Origin of the sequence: Collinsella aerofaciens (genome assembly GCF_015561195.1) — a bacterium.
In the GTDB taxonomy this organism is placed as follows: Bacteria; Actinomycetota; Coriobacteriia; order Coriobacteriales; family Coriobacteriaceae; genus Collinsella; species Collinsella aerofaciens_AC.
Genome location: NZ_JADMSU010000001.1, coordinates 240086 through 257521, shown reverse-complemented (window position 1 = coordinate 257521; position 17436 = coordinate 240086). Strand labels below are relative to the sequence as shown.

The following is a 17436-nucleotide window of genomic DNA, read 5'->3' as shown; positions in this document are numbered from 1 at the left end:
ATCTTATGTCTGAACAGTCGCAGCATATCCATTTTGAGAACACGAATAGGTGGAGCACCAAACAGCTCGTTACCATGGCGTTGATGTGCGCCTTGGGCGCCCTGTTTATGTACGTGCAGCTGCCTATCCTTCCTTCGGCGCCGTTTTTGACGTATGACCCGTCGCTGGTACCGGCGATGGTGTGCGGGTTTGCGTATGGTCCTGGCGCCGGCACTGCTGTTGCCGCTATGGCTATCGTTATCCATGCGCTCACCACGGGTGACTGGGTCGGCGCGCTTATGAACCTGGTTGCCACGCTGGGCTACATTCTGCCTGCGGCTATCGTCTATCAGAAGATGCATACCTATAAGGGTGCCGTGATTGGCCTGGTGCTCGGCGTTATTGCCGCTACGGCGTTGTCTATGGTCGCAAACCTTACCATTGGCGTATGGTTCTGGTATGGCTCGGTCGATGTGATCGCCCCGCTCATGATTCCTGCCGTGCTGCCGTTCAACCTTATCAAGACCGTGCTTAACTCGGTGTTGACACTGGCGGTGTATAAAGCGGTCTCCAACCTCATCACGCCTAAAAAGGACCAGGTCAAAGGCCGCGCATGATTGAGTGTCGGGGCGTTTCCTTTAGCTATGACGGTGCCGTACCGGCACTCGACGGCGTCGATCTGAATATCGAGGACGGCGAGTTTTTCTGCATCCTCGGTGGCAATGGGTCGGGCAAGTCGACGTTTGCCAAGCATCTGAATGCGCTGCTGCAGCCCGATGCGGGCACGGTGCGCATTAACGGCATGGATGCGTCCGATCCCGAGCTGGTCTACGACATTCGCTCGACCGCGGGCATGGTATTCCAGAATCCCGATGATCAGCTGGTGGCAACGCTTGTCGAAGATGACGTTGCGTTTGGTCCCGAAAACCTTGGCGTGCCATCGGCGCAAATTGCGCAGCGCGTACGCGAGGCGCTGAAGGGCGTGGGCCTGGTGGGCTTTGAGTGCCACGAGACCCATGCGCTTTCGGGCGGCCAAAAGCAGCGCGTGGCGCTTGCCGGCGTGCTCGCCATGGAACCGCGCGTGCTCATATTGGACGAGGCTTCCTCGATGCTCGATCCGCGTGGACGCAAGGGCCTCATGAAGGCTTGCCGCGCGTTGCACGCTCGCGGCATGACCATCGTGATGATTACGCACTTTATGGAAGAGGCCGCCGAGGCCGATCGTGTCGCGGTGTTTCGGGCGGGGCGCGTTGCCATGCTCGGTAAGCCCGAGGAAATCTTGACGCGGGCAGACGAACTTGCGCAGCTCAACCTGGATATGCCGGCGTCGTGCTGTCTGGGCAGGTCGCTTCGTGCGAAGGGCGTGCCCGTTTGCGCACAGGTGCGTGAGGCGGATATGGTCGCCGAGATTGCGCAGGCTTATGCCGAGCGAAGTGGGGCAGACATCGCGGGGCAGTCTTCCGTATCCCAGTTGGAAATCGCTGACGGCACTGTTCCGGTAGACAACGAGGGCAACGCGTCGGAGCCCGTCATCGAGCTATCCCGTGTTTCGTACAGTTATTCGCTCAGTCCGCGCGAGCGCCGCCGCTGGCATAAGCGCTCGGCCACTGCGGGCAAATCGAACAAACAGGCTCTCTGGGGAAACGACCCCAGCAGCCCGTGGGCGCTGCGCGATGTATCGCTGACGGTGCGTCGCGGCGAGTTCCTGGGTTTGGCAGGTCATACCGGTTCGGGTAAGTCGACGCTGGTCCAGCATCTCAACGGTTTGATTCGTCCCCAGGAGGGAAGCGTTTGCGCGCTGGGGCTCGACCTATCAAACAAGAAAGACGCCACTGCGGTTAAGGCCAAGGTCGGCGTGGTGTTTCAGTATCCTGAGCGTCAGCTGTTTGCCGAAACCGTGGCGCAGGACGTGGCGTTTGGTCCGCACAACCTTGGCTTGCCGCAAGATGAAGTCGACCGTCGTGTCGAGTCATCGCTCTCGCGCGTGGGCCTCGATCTTTCCACGGTCGGCGACAAGAGTCCCTTTGAGCTTTCGGGCGGTCAGCAACGGCGTGTGGCATTCGCCGGCGTGCTCGCCATGGAGCCCGAAGTCCTGGTGCTCGATGAACCCATGGCGGGGCTCGATCCGGCTGCCCGCAGGGATCTCCTAGGGCTCATCGATCGGCTCCATCGCGAGGGCCTGACCGTTGTCATGGTTTCGCACAGCATGGATGACCTGGCCAATTGCTGCGACCGCATCGTCGTAATGAACGAAGGCGCGGTGTTTGCCGAGGGAACCCCCGCGCAGGTGTTTGCGCATGCCGATGAGCTCAAGTCGATCGGCTTGGGCGTTCCCGCCGCCCAGCGTATGGCGCTGGCGCTTACGGAGGTGGGCGTGCCGCTGCGTCGCGGCGGGCTCTATACGGTTGAGTCGCTGGCAGGCGAGTTGGTGGACCTGCTAATCGGTCGCTCGGGCGGTCCTTCTAACGTCGCGGACATTGCTAAATCCAAGACGGTCGCGCGAGAGGAGGGCTGCTAATGGAGGCGTTTTCGTTTGGCAGCTACTATCCCGGCGATAGTGCGATTCACCGCCTGGACCCGCGAACTAAGTTGCTCCTGGGCTTTGTGTTTCTGATCACGACGCTCACAGTCAGCAGCTTCCGCGGACTGGCCCCGGTCGCAATTTTCGTTGTGCTGACCTATGCCGTGTCTCGGGTGCCGGTTCGTCGCGTCCTGTCATCGATGGCGCCGCTGCTGGCGATCGTCGCGGTGGTCGCGGTGCTCAACTTGTTTACCGATCAGAGTGGGCGCATTCTGTGGCAGCTCGGCTTTTTGCAGATAAGCGAGGGCTCGATGCATTCCGCCGTCTTTATGGCGTGCCGCCTGACTTTGATGATGGCCGGTATGAGCGCTATCACGCTCACCACACCGACGCTCGACCTCACCGCGGGCTTTGAGCGCCTGCTCGCGCCGTTTGCGCGTGTGGGACTTCCTGCGCACGAGCTCGGCATGATCATGGGCATCGCGCTGCGCTTTATGCCGCAGTTTGCCACCGAGATAAAGCAGACGGCCGATGCGCAGGCGAGCCGCGGTGCGCGCGTGACGGGAGGCCCGCTCGGCGGCGTGCGTATGCTCGGCAGTGTGGCGATTCCGCTGTTCACGGGTGTGTTCCGTCATGCCGAAACGCTGTCTGCCGCCATGAATGCCCGTTGCTATCATGGCGAGCAGGGCCGCACGCGTTTGCATGCGCTTGCATTTGGCCGCGGCGATGCGTTGGCGGCGGTGGTGACAGCGCTGCTGCTCATCTGCGTCATCGTCATCAATCTTCAACTTGTTTAGGCGCGATTCGAGCGCAGGAAAGGGATTCCCATGACCGACAACGACCGCACGGCGCAGCTCGAGCGCGCCTGTTCGTATCTTAGGCGTATTCCGGCGTGGTATCTCGCCACGATTGACGTGACGGACGGACATCAGCCGCGCGTGAGGCCGTTCTCGTTTGCCATGGTCGATGATGGCAAGCTGTGGTTTTGCACCTCGCGCGATAAGGACGTGTGGGCCGAGCTCAGCACGAATCCCAAGTTTGAGGTTTCGGGTTGGAAACCGGGGGAGTGTTGGATTGTGCTGACCGGCGAGGCCGCGCTCGAGGACGACGCGGTCGTGAGCGACCGGGTGCGCCAAGCCGGCTTTAAGCACATGGTGGGCATCGGCGAAGACCACGAGGGCGCCAGCGACGGTCGCCTTGCGTTTTTCTCGGTGCGCAATATCGCTGCCCGCTTCTGTGATATCGACGGCAGCGAGGAGCGCCTGGAGCTTTAACCCTAGGGCAGCTAAAACAGCCCCGGCCCAAAAAGACTAGTGCCAGGAGGACACATGGACGGATTGAATACGGTGTTGGAGTATCTGACGTCGGTGCCGGCGTGGTATCTGGCGACGAGCGTGGATGGACAGCCGCATGTGCGTCCGTTTTCGTTTGCGCAGATTCAGGACGGCAAGCTGTGGTTTGTAACGGCGCGCACCAAAGACGTGTGGCAAGAGCTGCTGCAAAATCAACGCTTTGAGGCCACGAGCTGGTGGCCGGGCCATGGCTGGCTCATCTTGCGCGGGCATGCGGGCCTGGATGACCAGGCCGCTCCCGATATGCGCAAGGCAGGTTGGAAGCACCTGGAGCGCCTAGGCGAGCACTACGAGGGCGCAGACGATCCCACGCTCGTCTTCTTTAGCGTGGAGGAACCCGAGGCCTTTATCTGCAACCACGACGAATGGGTGCCGGTCGAGCTCTAAACGAGTCTCTCAGCAAGTTTCGACAATTCAAATTCTCGCATGTAGCGGGCCCCACATTGCAACGTCACCGTAAGGTGCACTGGGCAATATGGGGCCCATGTTTATTTGTCAATTCCTTTGAGTGAATGTGTCGGGACTGTTTCAATGCATGAATATGCAAAAGATTTGCGTATATATGCATCTTTTGGTGCTAAAGTTTCAACTCACTTCATAACGACGGCTGCAGGATGCGTATTGGTGCATAACTGCAGACAAGGAGTCTGATATGTCATTAAAGGTTGGAATCGTTGGTGCGGCTGGATATGCCGGCGCCGAGCTCATTCGCCTCGTCCTCGGTCATCCCGAGTTTGAACTTGCTGCCATTACGTCTAACGCCGATGCCGGCCAGCCGTTGTCTGCGGTGTACCCGAGCTTCACCGGCGTGAGCGATCTTGTCTTCACGACGCACGATGCCCCCGAGCTCAAGAACTGCGACGCGGTCTTTTTGGCCGTGCCGCACACGGCTGCCATGGCACAGGTGCCCGCCCTGCTTGCCGCGGGAGTCTCCTGCATTGACCTCTCGGCCGACTATCGCCTGAGCGATCCGGCCACCTTTGAGGCCTGGTATGCCGCCGAGCACACGAGCCCCGAGCTACTCAAGAGCCGTGCCTTTGGTCTGCCCGAGCTGTTCTGCCAGGATTTGGAGACCGCTGCATCCGACCACGCCGATGGCAAGCCCGTACTGGTCGCCTGCGCCGGTTGCTATCCCACCGCAACGAGCCTTGCCGCCGCGCCTGCCGTGCGCGTCGGCTGGGTTGCCCAGAGCGGCCCCGTGATCGTTGACGCTATCAGCGGTGTAACGGGTGCCGGTAAGTCCTGCAACGCCCGTACGCATTTTTGCAGCGCGGACGAAAACCTGGAGGCCTATGGCGTGGGCAAGCATCGCCACACGCCCGAAATCGAGCAGATCTTGGGCCTAACCGATCGTGTTGTCTTTACCCCGCACCTGGCACCGCTCAAGCGCGGTCTGCTCTCTACGGTGACGATGCCGCTTGCGCCGCAGGCTATCGATACCTTGACCCTTGAGGACGTTGTCGACCATTACAAGCAGTTCTACGCCGGTCGCACCTTCGTGCGCGTACTCGATTCCGGTCAGCAGCCCAAGACGGCTTCGGTCGTCGGCACCAACGCCGCCCAGATCGGCCTCGCGCTCAACAAACGCGCGGGCGTCCTGGTGGCTACGGGCGCCATCGACAATCTGTGCAAGGGTGCAGCAGGCCAGGCGGTCCAGTGCGCCAACATCATCTTTGGTTTTGACGAGCGACGAGGCTTGCCCACGGTGGCGTGCCCGGTGTAGCACATTCGATTGTTAACGATTTGGTAGTCGGGCATCGAGTGGGGCGCCACTCTTAAGCTGGTCTCATGATTGTGGCTGGCATGGCGCACCAACCGATGCCCCTTTTTTGTTTGACATAAGGAGTCATAAAGACGATGAATGCTGAGCAGTTTGATATCATGATTCGTGCCGTAGAGGGCGGCGTAACGGCGGCGGCCGGCTTTAAGGCGGCGGGCATCCATGCCGGATTCCGCATGAATCCCGAGCGCCTGGATTACGCGCTCGTCGTGCCCGATAAACCCTGTCCCGGGGCCGGTGTGTTTACGACTAACCGCTTTTGTGCGGCGCCCGTGCAGGTGAGCCGTGCCAACTTGGGCGGCGCCGACAAGGGCTACGGCGTCATTGCCGGCGTTTCGGTCAACTCTGGCAATGCCAACGCCGCCACGGGTGAGACCGGTCTTGCCTGCGCGCGCGAGACCTGCAACATCGCCTCGCAGGTCATCGGCTGCGAGCCCCAGCAGATTCTGGTCGCCTCCACGGGCGTAATTGGCCAGATTCTGCCGATCGACACGTTTGAGACCGCCATTCCTGCTGCCTACGAGGCGCTCTCCGCCCACGGTGGCGCCGATGCCGCTCGCGCCATCATGACGACCGACACGCACTCCAAGGAGTATGCCGTGTGTTACCGCAGCGAGGCCGCGGGTCATGCGGACAATGTCTATACGGTAGGCGGAATGTGCAAGGGCTCGGGCATGATCATGCCCAACATGGCCACCATGATCGCTGTTATCACCACCGATGCCCCCGTCGAGCCGGCGGCGCTCCACGCCCTGTTGCTCTCCACCGTCAAGCAGACCTTCAACAAGGTAACGGTCGATTCCGACACCTCGACTAACGACACCTGCATCATGCTTGCCTCCGGCGCCGCTGCCGCAGATGCCGAGCCTATTGTCGAGGGCTCTGACGCCTTCGACGAGCTGGCCTTTGCCGTGCATGAGGTGTGCGAGAGCCTGGCGCGCAACATCGCCGCAGATGGCGAGGGCGCATCCAAACTCGTGACGGTTAACGTCACCGGCGCCGCCAACGACGAGGAGGCCGATATCGCCGCTCGTGCTGTCGCCAACTCGCCGCTCGTCAAGACCTGCATCGCCGGCCACGACTGCAACTGGGGCCGCGTTGCCATGGCGCTCGGCAAGTGCGGCGTGCAGTTTAACCAAGAAGATGTGTCCATCGACATGATGGGTATGCCCGTCTGCCGTGATGGCCTGACCGTTCCCTTTGACGAGGACGAGGCGCTGCGTCGCTTTGAGGCGCCCGAGATCGTGATCTCGGCAGACCTGGGCGCAGGGGACGCGGCGACCACCGTGTGGACTTGCGACCTCACGCACGAGTACATCTCCATTAACGGCGACTACCGTTCCTAGACTCCCGATGTGCCGCGCGTCCCGCTGCAATCGCGGGCAACGAGGTGCGGCGCGATAGCTACACGAAAGACGAGGCAGACTATGAAGTTCGCACGCGACTGTCGCTCGAGCGAATCCAACGAAGTTACCGCGCAGCTGCTGTTCGAGGCGCTGCCGTGGATTAAGAACCTGACCGGTAAGACGGTCGTTATCAAGTACGGCGGTGCCGCCATGGTCGACGAGCAGCTGCGCCGTGACGTGATGAGCGACATCGTCCTGCTCAAGATTATCGGCATGCGCCCTGTTATCGTGCACGGTGGCGGCAAGGCCATCAACGAGGCGCTCAGCCACTACGACATCCCCGTCGAGTTTAAGAACGGCCAGCGCGTGACTACGCCTGCCACCATGGATATCGTGCGCGAGGTACTGGGCGGCAAGGTCAATCAGGAGCTGGTCGCGGCGCTCAACCACCACGGCAACCTGGCCGTGGGCGTGTCCGGCAGCGACGCCGGCACCCTTATCGCCGAGCCGCTCGACCCAGAGCTCGGCCGCGTAGGCAAGGTCACGCACGTCAACACCGACTATATCGAGCGTTTGCTCGACAGTGAGTACATTCCCGTTATCGCCACGGTCGCGGTGGGGGAGGACGGTGGCTTCTTCAACATCAATGCCGACACCGCCGCCGGCGCCGTTGCGGCGGCGCTTCATGCGCACAAGGCGATCTTCTTGACCGACGTCGACGGCCTGTACAAGGACTTTAGCGATAAGGATTCGCTCATCTCCAACCTGACGCTCGACGAGGTCAACGAGATGCTCTACGGCGGCGAGGTCGATAAGGGCATGATCCCCAAGCTGCGCGCCGCTGTCGATGCGCTTGCTGGTGGCGTATTTCGCGCGCACATCATCAACGGCACGACGCCGCACTCGCTGCTGCTGGAGCTGCTGACCGATGCTGGCGTCGGTACCGTGATCCACTCCACCGAGACGGCCTACGAATTCGATACGCATCCGCACCCGCTTTCGACCTTTGCCGCGCGCCTGACCGAGAACCTCGACGAGGTCGAGAAGCTCCAGACGGTCTAGCTGACCCGCGGTCGTCGCGTCCCTGCACCCATAGCCCTGCGCCGTACGGCGCCCAACGAAAGGCATCCCATGTCACTTGCAACTCAACAATCGCTCGAATCCCATTACGTTATGCATACCTTTGGTCGCTCTCCGGTAGAGTTTGTCGAGGGCCACGGCATGAAGCTCACCGGCGATGACGGCCGTGAGTATCTTGACTTTCTCGCTGGTATTGGCGTGTGTAGCCTAGGCCACGGTAATCCTGCAGTGCTTTCGGCGCTCGAGGCGCAGACCAAAAAGCTTCTGCATGTGTCTAACTACTTCTACATCGAGCAGCGTGGACAGGTCGCGGCGCTGCTGTCCAAGCTTGCCAACGACGACGTAGATGGTGTGCGCGTGCTGGCCGATGCCATTGCCGCCGGCGATGAGACCACGGCCGCTGCGCTCGGTGCCCCGGCTGCGGACGAGCAGGTATGGGAGACGTTCTTTGCCAACTCCGGTGCCGAAGCCAACGAGGGCTCGATGAAGCTCGCGCGTCTGTACGCCAAGCGTGCTGGTAACGGCGGCAACACCATCGTATGCATGCGCGGCGGCTTCCACGGCCGTACGCTCGAGACCATTGCCGCCACCATGCAGGATTGGCTGCAGGACAGCTTCCGTCCGCTGCCGGGCGGCTTTGTGGCCTGCACGCCCAACGATGTCGATGAGCTGCGCGCAATCTTTAAGCAGCTGGGAAGCGAGATTTGCGCCGTGATGCTCGAGCCGGTTCAGGGTGAGAGCGGTGTGCATCCCATGACCGAGGAGTTTATGACGGCGGCGCGCGACCTGGCGCACGAGGCCGGTGCCGTCCTTATCGCCGACGAGGTCCAGTGCGGTCTGTTCCGCTCCGGCAAACCGTTCGCTTATCAGACCTATGGCGTGGAACCCGACATCATGAGTCTTGCCAAGGGCATCGCCGACGGCGTTCCCATGGGCGCCGTGGTGGCAAAGAAGGAGATAGCCGACGTGTTTAAGCCCGGCGACCACGGCTCGACCTTTGGCGGTAGCTGCTTGGCCGTCGCGGCATGCGCCGCGACGCTCTCCGCGCTCGTGCGCGGCGACTACGCTGAGCATGCTGCCAAGGTGGGCGCCTATATGGAACAGGCGCTGGCCAAGCTTCCGCACGTTACCGAGGTACGCGGTCGCGGCTTGATGCTCGGCTGCGACCTGGATGAGGCAGCGGGCGATGCGCATGATATTGTTGCCCGTGCGCTGGCCGCCGGTGCTGTGATTAACGCTACTGGTGCCCACACACTGCGTTTCCTGCCGCCGCTTGTCTGCGAGGAAGCCGACGTGGACAGCCTGATCGAGATCCTGTCGGACGTTTTGGCCTAACACGGCGCAAAAACTTAATTTGGACCGGGTTCTGGACTGCGGGCGTGCCATATGCGGCACGATTCAGCGGTCCGGAACCCGTTTTGCTACCGATTTACCATGACTGGGATGGGCCGTGTGCAAAAAGTGGCAAATATGAGTACTGGCACTAACCTTGTAACATATAAAATAGGCGTTTTTAGACGAGTTGGGCCACATATGTCCAGTTTTGTAGTTAGTAAATTGGCTTAACTGGACTATTGATCGTCGTTCTAATGTCGGATTTGCCTTTTATGACTTCGAAAACGCTGCCATCAAAAAGGTGGCAGTACTCATATTTGGCATTTTTTGCACACGGGTATTCGCCAAGGGTCCATTTCGCCGCCCGCTTTCGCTTCGGGCCTGCGGCCCTCGCGTGCTGCGCTGGAAAACGCTTCGCGTTTCCTCAGCTCCGCACCCTGGCGGGTTCGAATCCCTCTGCACTGGGCCTAAAAAGGAAAGGCCCCCATCGCTGGGAGCCTTTTCAATCAAGTGGTGGGCGATGAGGGATTTCGCGTGTGGCTTCGCCGCCCGCTTCCGCTTCGGGCCTGCGGCCCTCGCGTGCTGCGCTGGAAAACGCTTGCGCGTTTCCTCAGCTCCGCGCCCTGGCGGGTTCGAATCCCTCTGCGATGGGCCCAAACAAAAACGGTCCCCTTTCGAGGGCCGTTTCCAATTCAGTGGTGGGCGATGAGGGATTCGAACCCCCAGCCTTGTGCGTGTAAAGCACCTGCGCTAACCGTTGCGCCAATCGCCCGTGCGGAGAGAGTATAGCAAAACAATCGCCCCATTCACCTCATATCCATTAAAGGTAACCGGCGCGTGTCGGCGCGGAGCTGATTCAGTTGAGATTGCCTGAACATTCCGTCCCTCTTTACACCCTCGGGTATACTCAAAAGCTACTGATTCGATTTGATACCCAGCAACAGCAGAGGGGATAGTATATGTGCGGTTTTGTCGGTTTTGTCGGTGGGACGGATAACCAATCCGAGGTGCTCACCAAGATGATGGACCGCATCGTCCATCGTGGTCCCGACATGGGCGGCCAGTTTATCGACGGCCGCGTTGCCCTGGGCTTCCGCCGCCTGTCGATCCTCGACCTGACCGAGGCCGGCGCTCAGCCCATGGCCAATGAGGACGGCAGCGTCGTTATCGTCTTCAACGGCGAGATCTACAACTTCCAGGAGCTTCGCTTCGAGCTCGAGGCCAAGGGCTATAAGTTCCACTGTGGAGCCGACACCGAGAGCCTCCTGCACGGCTACGAGGAGTGGGGCGAGGCCGTACTCGATCGCCTGCGCGGCATGTACGCCTTCGTCATCTGGGACAAGAAGAAGAACAAGCTTTTTGGCGCCCGCGACATCTTTGGCATCAAGCCGCTCTACTACTATCCCATGGCCGATGCGGGCGACGGCGCGCCGGGCGTGCTCTTTGGCTCCGAAATCAAGAGCTTCCTGGACTACCCGCACTTCCACAAGGCGGTCAACAAAAAGGCCCTGCGTCCGTACATGACGCTGCAGTATTCGGCAACTGAGGAGACCTTCTTCGAGGGTGTCTACAAGCTGCCGCCGGCGCATTACTTTACCGTAGACATCCCGACCGGCAAGATGAACGTCGAGCGCTATTGGGATTGCGATTACTCCGCCGTCGAGAAGCCGTTTGAGGAGTACGTTGACGAGCTGGATGAGGTTGTGCACGAGAGCGTCGAGGCCCATCGCATCGCTGATGTTAAGGTCGCCTCCTTCCTCTCCGGCGGCGTCGACTCCAGCTATATTGCCGCTTGTCTCATGCCCGACAAGACCTTCTCGGTGGGCTTCGATTACAAGAATTTCAACGAGACTAACTACGCCAAGGAGCTATCCGACAAGCTCGGCGTCGAGAATGTTCGCAAGATGATTACCGCCGACGAGTTCTTTGGCGCACTCGAGGACATTCAGTATCACATGGACGAGCCGCAGTCCAACCTGTCGTCTGTGCCGCTGTGGTTCTTGGCCGAGATGGCGCGCAAGGACGTCACCGTCGTGCTTTCGGGCGAAGGCGCCGACGAGCTCTTTGGCGGCTACGCCTACTACGAGGACACGGTTCCGGTGCGCAAGTACAAAAAGATGGTGCCGTTGCCCATTCGCCGCGCGCTCGGTAACCTGGCGCTGCATATGCCGTACTTCAAGGGCCATAACTTCCTGGTCAAGGGTGCCGAGATCCCCGAGAAGTCGTTCCTGGGCCAGGCCTTGGTATGGCCGGAGCGCGAGGTCGACGGCGTACTCAAGCCCGAGTACAACACCGGCGATGGCGCCTTCGAGCTTGCCGCTCCCATCTATGCGCGCGTGAAGGGTCAGCCCGAGCTGGTCAAGAAACAGTATCTGGACATGAACATGTGGCTCCCAGGCGACATTCTGCTCAAGGCCGACAAGATGTGCATGGCGCACTCGCTGGAGCTGCGCGTGCCCTTCCTGGATCGCAAGGTCATGGAGTTCGCCGAGCACATTCCCGACCGCTACCGCATCAACGAGAACGGCAACAAACAGGTGCTTCGCCACGCCGCCAACAAGTCGCTGCCCGATGAGTGGGCCACCCGTCCCAAGGTGGGCTTCCCGGTGCCGATCGTCTACTGGCTGCGCGAGCAAAAGTGGTACGACTACGTCAAGGAGTACTTCACCGCGCCGTGGGCAAGCGAGTTTTTCGACACCGACGAGCTCATGCATCTGCTCGACCTGCACTTTGCGGGCAAGGGCGATTTCCAGCGCAAGATCTATACGCCGCTCGTGTTCTTGGTGTGGTACAAGCGCTTCTTTATCGACGAGGGCCAGCCTTCTGTTCAGGCTGCCTAGCCTCGGCTTTCGAATGCCTGCGCGTAACGGCTCCTCCGGGAGCCGTTTTTGCGCAGGCACGTTTCAGTTACTATGAAAACCGTCCCTGCCAAATGGCTGAGAAAGGCGAAAGATGCACCATTCGGATTCCGCGACCGTGACCACGGTCGATACGCTTGCCAAGCTTCTCGATGTGTGCGGCGAGCTGCACGCATCGGAGCAGGTTGACGAGCGTGCCGTGACCGGCTGCTCGTTTGATTCGCGCGCGGTTTCGGCAGGTGACGTGTTCTTTTGCAAGGGCGCTGCCTTTAAGCCCGCGTTTTTGAGCATGGCGCTCGATGCGGGCGCCGTCGCATTTGTGTGCGAAGAGTCGCTGGTCGAGTCTCTGGAGCCGCTGGCGAAAGAGAACGGCGCGGCGATGCTGGTCGTGGACAGCGTGCGCACGGCCATGGCCCTGCTGCCGCCGGAGGTCTACAACCGCCCCGACCACGACGTTAAGATCGTGGGCATCACCGGTACCAAGGGAAAGACTACAGCCGCTTTTATGCTCCAGTCCATCATCAAGGCGGCGGGCGAGTCCTGTGGCATGATCGGCTCGGTGAACACCGACGATGGTATCGAGTGCTACGAGAGCACCAACACCACGCCCGAGGCCCCCGAGGTCTGGCGCCATATCGCCAACTGCCGCGCGTCTGGTCGCCAGTCCATGGTTATGGAGGTCTCAAGCCAGGCGCTCAAGTACCAGCGCGTCGAGAACCTACCGTTTGACGTGGCGTGCTTCCTCAATATCGGGCGTGACCACATCTCACCGATCGAGCACCCGACCTTCGAGGATTATTTTGAGAGCAAGCTCAGGATCTTTGATCAGGCTAAGACCGCCGTAGTGAATCTGGGCACCGATGAAGTCGAACGCGTGCTGGAGGCCGCGTCGACGGCCGAGCGCTTGGTGACCGTTGGCGTCGAGCATCCCGAGGCGAGCCTGTGGGCAAGCGATGTCCGCATGGTCGGCTTTAACATCGAGTTTAACCTGCATGGCATGAGCGCCGACAAGCCCGAGGCGGGGGAGAAGGTCCTGCTGGGTATCGCGGGAGACTTTAACGTGGAGAACGCGCTGGTCGCTATCGCCGCTGCGCGCGAGATTGGCATCGGAATCGATGCCATCAAGAAGGGCCTCTCCAAGCTGCGTGTGCCGGGCCGCATGGAGGTCGTGGAGTCGAAGGATGGACGCGTGGTTTGCGTTGTTGACTACGCTCACAACCAACTTTCGTTCCGCTCGCTCTTTTTGTCGGTCAAGCGCGCGTTTCCCGCCAGTCCGGTCATTGCGCTGTTTGGTGCTGCTGGAGGCAAGGCGCAGGAGCGCCGTGAGCAGCTTCCGCGCGAGGCCGCACCATATTCTGATTTGCTGATCTTTACCAACGAGGATCCGGCTCACGAGGACCCGATGAAGGTCTGTCGCGAGCTTGCCGAGCATGTTCCCGACGATACCCCGAACAAGATCATCCTCGATCGCGAGGCTGCTGTGCACGCGGCATTCAAGGCGGCGCGCGAGGAATACGTCAGCCCCGATGTGCCTACCATCGTCTTGCTGTTGGCAAAGGGCGACGAAGAGCTCATGCACGTGGGTGATGAGTTCGTACCCATCGAGAGCGATCTTTCGCTTGCCAACCGTTTAATCGATGTTACCCAGTTTGACTAATGAACTGCGATGAGGGCGGCGTCCTGAGCGCGCTGCCGTTGCAAGCGCGTTTTCCCTCAAGTGAGGCGCGCTGCCTAAGACCAGAAGCCCCTTCTACGTAATGGAGTGACCATGTCCCACAATACCCTGCCGATCGTCGCTGAGCTTTCGGGCGAGATGCGCGAGCGTCTTGCCAAGGTTAAGTACGTCTTTACCGACCTGGACGCCACCATGCTTGCGCCCGGCTCGTGCGTGCTGCGCGACAACGACGGCAACCCCTCGACCAAGCTCGTCGAGGCTGTCGTGGCACTTGCCCGCGCCGGCATCCAGGTGGTCCCCACCTCGGGCCGCAACCGCACCATGATCCACGAGGATGCGCGCGTGCTCGGCCTCAACTCCTACATCGGCGAGATGGGTGGCCTGGTCATGTACGATCTCAAGGCCAACGATTGGGAGTATCTGACCGGCGATATGCCCTACGACCCCGCCTGCGGCCTCACGCCGCATCAGGTGATCGAGCAGACTGGCGTGTGCGAGAAGATTCTCGCCCGCTGGCCGCATAAGATCGAGTACCACAACGACATGTCGACTGGCTACAAGTACCGCGAGGTCACCGTCGGCATGCGCGGCGATGTGCCCGACGACGAGGTCCAGGCCATCCTGGACGAGGCCGACTGCGGTCTGGTCTGGGCCTGCAACGGCCACCTGACGCATCTGTCCAAGCCGACGACGCTCGAGCTCGAACGCGTCGAGGATGGCCGCGCGTTTAACATCAATCCCGCCGGCCTCAACAAGGGCGTTGCCATCGCACGTTTCTGCGAGCACCTGGGTATCGAGCGCGAGGAGACGCTGGCGCTCGGTGATTCCGAGTCCGATTTCTACATGGCCGACCACGTTGGCACGTTCTGTTTGGTCGATAACGGCCTGACCAGTGCCGGCGCGCCCGAGTTCCTGGACGCTTGCGATAACGCCTACGTCACGCGCGGCAAGATTGTCGACGGCTGGGTGGCAACGGCCGAGCTGCTGGTCGCGGCTCGTTCGTAACGCGGTCCTATCGTTCTGAGCCATATCTTTTCGAGAGAGAATCTGGTGAGGTAATGTCCGATATCGAGAATCTGGCCGGGGACACGCGCCCCATTGGCGTATTCGACTCGGGTCTGGGCGGTCTGACGGTTGCACGCGCCATCGCGACGGCGCTGCCGCATGAGTCCGTCTACTACTTCGGCGACACCAAACGCTGCCCGTATGGCACCCGCACCGAGGACGAGGTGCGATCGTTTGCGCTGCAGGCAGGCCGCTGGCTGTCGAAGCACGACGTCAAGATCATGGTCATCGCCTGCAACACGGCGACTGCAGCGGCCTTGCGTTTGGCCCAGCAGGTGCTCGACGTCCCCGTCATCGGTGTGATCGCACCGGGCGCACGCGCGGCAATCAACAGCACCCGCACGCGCCGGGTGGGCGTGCTCGCTACCAACCTCACCATTCGCTCAGGCGCTTACACGCGTGCCATTCAGGACCTGGATGCCGGCGTCGACGTATGCGGCTGCCCTGCCTCGAGCTTTGTCGAGGTCGTTGAGCACGAGCTCGCCTCGGGCGCGCATCTGCAAGAGCAGTGGCTCGAGAACGAGGACATCTTCGATACGCCTGCCGTACGCGCGCTGGTCGGCGCTACGGTTGAACCGCTGCGCGACCACGGCATCGATACCGTGGTACTCGGCTGCACGCATTTCCCGCTGCTCGTGGGGCCTATTCGCCATGCGCTGGGTCCCGGAGTGCGCGTGGTGAGCTCCGCCGAGGAGACCACGCGCGAGCTGACCGATATTCTCACGCGCCGCGAGCAGCTGGCGGGCGACGCCGCCGAGCCGCAGCATCGCTTTGCGACGACGGCCGATAACATTGCCGAGTTTGCGGTTGCGGGTAGCTTTATCTTTGGCCAGCCGCTTAAGAGCATCGAACATATCGATATCGACGAACTGAAATAGACGTAGGGTTACCGTCCAAAGACTTGCCCTCTTCTTTTGCCGAAAGGATAGTTCCATGGAATACATGCAGGTCAACCGCGCCAACGGCCGTGCCGCCAATGAACTGCGCCCCGTCAAGCTCACCCGTGGTGTTATGAAGCACGCCCACGGTTCGTGCCTGGCCGAGTTTGGCGATACGCGCGTGCTGTGCGCTGCCACCATCGAGGAGGGCGTGCCGGGCTGGCGCAAGGGCGCCAAGGCCGGTTGGGTAACGGCGGAGTACGCCATGCTGCCGGCATCGACTGGTAAGCGTTGCAAGCGCGAGTACGCCAAGCGTAAGGGCCGCTCCATGGAGATCGAGCGCCTCATCGGCCGCAGCCTGCGTACCGTCGTCAACATGAAGGCGCTCGGCGAGTATACCGTTACCGTCGACTGCGACGTGATTCAGGCAGACGGCGGCACGCGAACGGCAAGCATTACCGGCGCCTGGGTGGCACTGCACGACGCCCTTGCCATGTGGGTCGAGGCGGGTAAGCTCGAGCGCATCCCGCTCACGGGCCAGGTCGCCGCGATTTCCATGGGCGTTGTCGACGGCAACACCCTGCTCGACCTGGATTATTCCGAGGATAGTCACGCCGAGGTCGATATGAACCTTGTCGCCACCGATACCGGTGAGATGATCGAGCTCCAGGGCACGGGCGAGCAGGCGCCCTTCGACCGCAAGCGCCTCAATGCCTTGCTCGATTTGGGCGACAAGGGCATCGCCGAGCTCATCGAGCTCCAGCGCCAAGCCCTCGCCTAACCTGCCAAAAAGGGACAGGTTTATTTTGGCAGGTTTTATCTGGGAAAACGTCGAAGTATAAGACTGCCGCTGATTAAGAGGGGGAGAGGCCGAGGCCTCGTTGTCCTCAACACGGCATTGCTATAGAGACAAGGAGGCCAGTCATGGCACTTGAGAAGATCGACATCGACACCCTCGACCCGGCGGCGACCATTGTCGTGGCAACGGGCAACGCCCATAAGCTCACCGAGATCGAGGCCATTTTGGGCAAGGTTATGCCCGAGGTTCGCTTTGTGGCGCTCGGCCAGCTGGGCGATTTTGAGGACCCCGAGGAAAACGGCACGACGTTTTTGGAGAACGCCATCATCAAGGCGCAGGCTGCCGTCGAAGAGACGGGGCTCATGGCCATTGCCGACGATTCGGGCCTGGTCGTCGACGCGCTGGACGGTGAGCCCGGTGTGTATAGCGCGCGCTACGCGGGCGTTCATGGCGACGATGCCGCCAACAATGCCAAGCTGCTTGTGAATCTGGAGGGCGTGGCCGACGAGGACCGCACTGCGCGCTTTATGAGCGTCGTCGCGCTCATCGACACGGACGGTTTGGTCACCTATGGTGAGGGCGCTTGCGAGGGCGTTATCGCACACGAGGGCCGCGGCGATCACGGCTTTGGCTACGACCCGCTGTTCCTGCCGGTCGACACGCCGGGCAAGACCATGGCCGAGCTGACGGCGGACGAGAAGAACGCCATCAGCCATCGATTCCATGCGCTCGAGCACCTATCCGCCAAACTGACGGGCGAGGGGTAGG

General features: G+C 61.1%; 15 protein-coding genes and 1 tRNA gene. 15 read left to right on the top strand and 1 reads right to left on the bottom strand.

What is annotated here, in order from left to right; genetic code table 11:
* Nucleotides 1-5: 5 nt before the first annotated feature.
* The 9 genes from I2H81_RS01160 (at nt 6) to I2H81_RS01120 (ending at nt 9393) form a co-directional block, all read left to right on the top strand.
* A complete protein-coding gene (locus tag I2H81_RS01160) occupies nt 6-596 on the top strand; it encodes an ECF transporter S component (protein WP_055252299.1) in 591 nt (196 codons plus the stop codon).
* Nucleotides 593-2497, top strand: a complete 1905-nt coding sequence (locus tag I2H81_RS01155) for an energy-coupling factor transporter ATPase (protein WP_195644218.1) — start codon at nt 593-595, stop codon at nt 2495-2497. Before I2H81_RS01160 ends, I2H81_RS01155 begins: the two co-directional genes overlap by 4 nt.
* Nucleotides 2497-3297 (top strand): energy-coupling factor transporter transmembrane component T family protein, encoded by an 801-nt coding sequence (locus I2H81_RS01150; RefSeq protein WP_195644217.1) that lies wholly within the window; start codon nt 2497-2499, stop codon nt 3295-3297. Before I2H81_RS01155 ends, I2H81_RS01150 begins: the two co-directional genes overlap by 1 nt.
* Nucleotides 3298-3327: 30 nt before the next feature.
* A complete protein-coding gene (locus I2H81_RS01145; protein ID WP_195644216.1) occupies nt 3328-3774 on the top strand; it encodes a pyridoxamine 5'-phosphate oxidase family protein in 447 nt (148 codons plus the stop codon).
* A gap of 54 nt (nt 3775-3828) precedes the next feature.
* Nucleotides 3829-4239, top strand: a complete 411-nt coding sequence (locus I2H81_RS01140) for a pyridoxamine 5'-phosphate oxidase family protein (protein ID WP_195644215.1) — start codon at nt 3829-3831, stop codon at nt 4237-4239.
* Between the two features lie 265 nt (nt 4240-4504).
* The gene (gene argC / locus I2H81_RS01135; RefSeq protein ID WP_195644214.1) at nt 4505-5575 is read left to right on the top strand and encodes an N-acetyl-gamma-glutamyl-phosphate reductase; all 1071 of its coding nucleotides are present in this window, start codon (nt 4505-4507) and stop codon (nt 5573-5575) included.
* Between the two features lie 134 nt (nt 5576-5709).
* Nucleotides 5710-6978, top strand: a complete 1269-nt coding sequence (gene argJ, locus I2H81_RS01130) for a bifunctional glutamate N-acetyltransferase/amino-acid acetyltransferase ArgJ (protein WP_195644213.1) — start codon at nt 5710-5712, stop codon at nt 6976-6978.
* An 81-nt stretch (nt 6979-7059) separates the two neighbouring features.
* Nucleotides 7060-8040 (top strand): acetylglutamate kinase, encoded by a 981-nt coding sequence (gene argB, locus I2H81_RS01125; RefSeq protein ID WP_195644212.1) that lies wholly within the window; start codon nt 7060-7062, stop codon nt 8038-8040.
* Between the two features lie 69 nt (nt 8041-8109).
* Nucleotides 8110-9393: an aminotransferase class III-fold pyridoxal phosphate-dependent enzyme gene (locus tag I2H81_RS01120; RefSeq protein ID WP_195644211.1), complete on the top strand. Its 1284-nt coding sequence runs from the start codon at nt 8110-8112 to the stop codon at nt 9391-9393.
* 696 nt (nt 9394-10089) lie between these two features.
* Here the strand turns inward: I2H81_RS01120 and I2H81_RS01115 are convergent.
* Nucleotides 10090-10165, bottom strand: a tRNA-Val gene (locus I2H81_RS01115).
* Nucleotides 10166-10352: 187 nt separating this feature from the next.
* Here I2H81_RS01115 and asnB point away from each other — a divergent pair.
* From asnB to rdgB, 6 genes are all read left to right on the top strand, one after another.
* Nucleotides 10353-12233 carry an asparagine synthase (glutamine-hydrolyzing) gene (gene asnB, locus I2H81_RS01110; protein ID WP_195644210.1) on the top strand — a complete coding sequence of 627 codons (1881 nt, stop codon included), beginning with the start codon at nt 10353-10355 and terminating at the stop codon, nt 12231-12233.
* A gap of 112 nt (nt 12234-12345) precedes the next feature.
* Complete coding sequence (locus I2H81_RS01105) at nt 12346-13908, top strand: Mur ligase family protein (RefSeq protein WP_195644209.1); 1563 nt, start codon at nt 12346-12348, stop codon at nt 13906-13908.
* A gap of 111 nt (nt 13909-14019) precedes the next feature.
* Nucleotides 14020-14931, top strand: coding sequence for an HAD family hydrolase (locus I2H81_RS01100; protein ID WP_195644208.1), 912 nt, complete (start codon nt 14020-14022; stop codon nt 14929-14931).
* Between the two features lie 53 nt (nt 14932-14984).
* On the top strand, nt 14985-15869 hold the full coding sequence (murI, locus tag I2H81_RS01095) for a glutamate racemase (protein WP_195644207.1): 885 nt from the start codon (nt 14985-14987) through the stop codon (nt 15867-15869).
* A gap of 55 nt (nt 15870-15924) precedes the next feature.
* Nucleotides 15925-16650 carry a ribonuclease PH gene (rph, locus tag I2H81_RS01090; protein ID WP_195644206.1) on the top strand — a complete coding sequence of 242 codons (726 nt, stop codon included), beginning with the start codon at nt 15925-15927 and terminating at the stop codon, nt 16648-16650.
* A 143-nt stretch (nt 16651-16793) separates the two neighbouring features.
* The gene (gene rdgB / locus I2H81_RS01085) at nt 16794-17435 is read left to right on the top strand and encodes an RdgB/HAM1 family non-canonical purine NTP pyrophosphatase (RefSeq protein ID WP_195644205.1); all 642 of its coding nucleotides are present in this window, start codon (nt 16794-16796) and stop codon (nt 17433-17435) included.
* The last annotated feature ends 1 nt before the right edge of the window (nt 17436 follow it).

Coding starts and splice junctions, on each gene's coding strand:
- murI (WP_195644207.1), top strand. CDS start 14,985: ATGTCCGATATCGAGAATCTGGCCGGGGACACGCGCCCCATTGGCGTA.
- rph (WP_195644206.1), top strand. CDS start 15,925: ATGGAATACATGCAGGTCAACCGCGCCAACGGCCGTGCCGCCAATGAA.
- I2H81_RS01145 (WP_195644216.1), top strand. CDS start 3,328: ATGACCGACAACGACCGCACGGCGCAGCTCGAGCGCGCCTGTTCGTAT.
- argB (WP_195644212.1), top strand. CDS start 7,060: ATGAAGTTCGCACGCGACTGTCGCTCGAGCGAATCCAACGAAGTTACC.
- I2H81_RS01160 (WP_055252299.1), top strand. CDS start 6: ATGTCTGAACAGTCGCAGCATATCCATTTTGAGAACACGAATAGGTGG.
- I2H81_RS01150 (WP_195644217.1), top strand. CDS start 2,497: ATGGAGGCGTTTTCGTTTGGCAGCTACTATCCCGGCGATAGTGCGATT.
- argC (WP_195644214.1), top strand. CDS start 4,505: ATGTCATTAAAGGTTGGAATCGTTGGTGCGGCTGGATATGCCGGCGCC.
- rdgB (WP_195644205.1), top strand. CDS start 16,794: ATGGCACTTGAGAAGATCGACATCGACACCCTCGACCCGGCGGCGACC.
- asnB (WP_195644210.1), top strand. CDS start 10,353: ATGTGCGGTTTTGTCGGTTTTGTCGGTGGGACGGATAACCAATCCGAG.
- I2H81_RS01100 (WP_195644208.1), top strand. CDS start 14,020: ATGTCCCACAATACCCTGCCGATCGTCGCTGAGCTTTCGGGCGAGATG.
- I2H81_RS01140 (WP_195644215.1), top strand. CDS start 3,829: ATGGACGGATTGAATACGGTGTTGGAGTATCTGACGTCGGTGCCGGCG.
- I2H81_RS01155 (WP_195644218.1), top strand. CDS start 593: ATGATTGAGTGTCGGGGCGTTTCCTTTAGCTATGACGGTGCCGTACCG.
- I2H81_RS01120 (WP_195644211.1), top strand. CDS start 8,110: ATGTCACTTGCAACTCAACAATCGCTCGAATCCCATTACGTTATGCAT.
- argJ (WP_195644213.1), top strand. CDS start 5,710: ATGAATGCTGAGCAGTTTGATATCATGATTCGTGCCGTAGAGGGCGGC.
- I2H81_RS01105 (WP_195644209.1), top strand. CDS start 12,346: ATGCACCATTCGGATTCCGCGACCGTGACCACGGTCGATACGCTTGCC.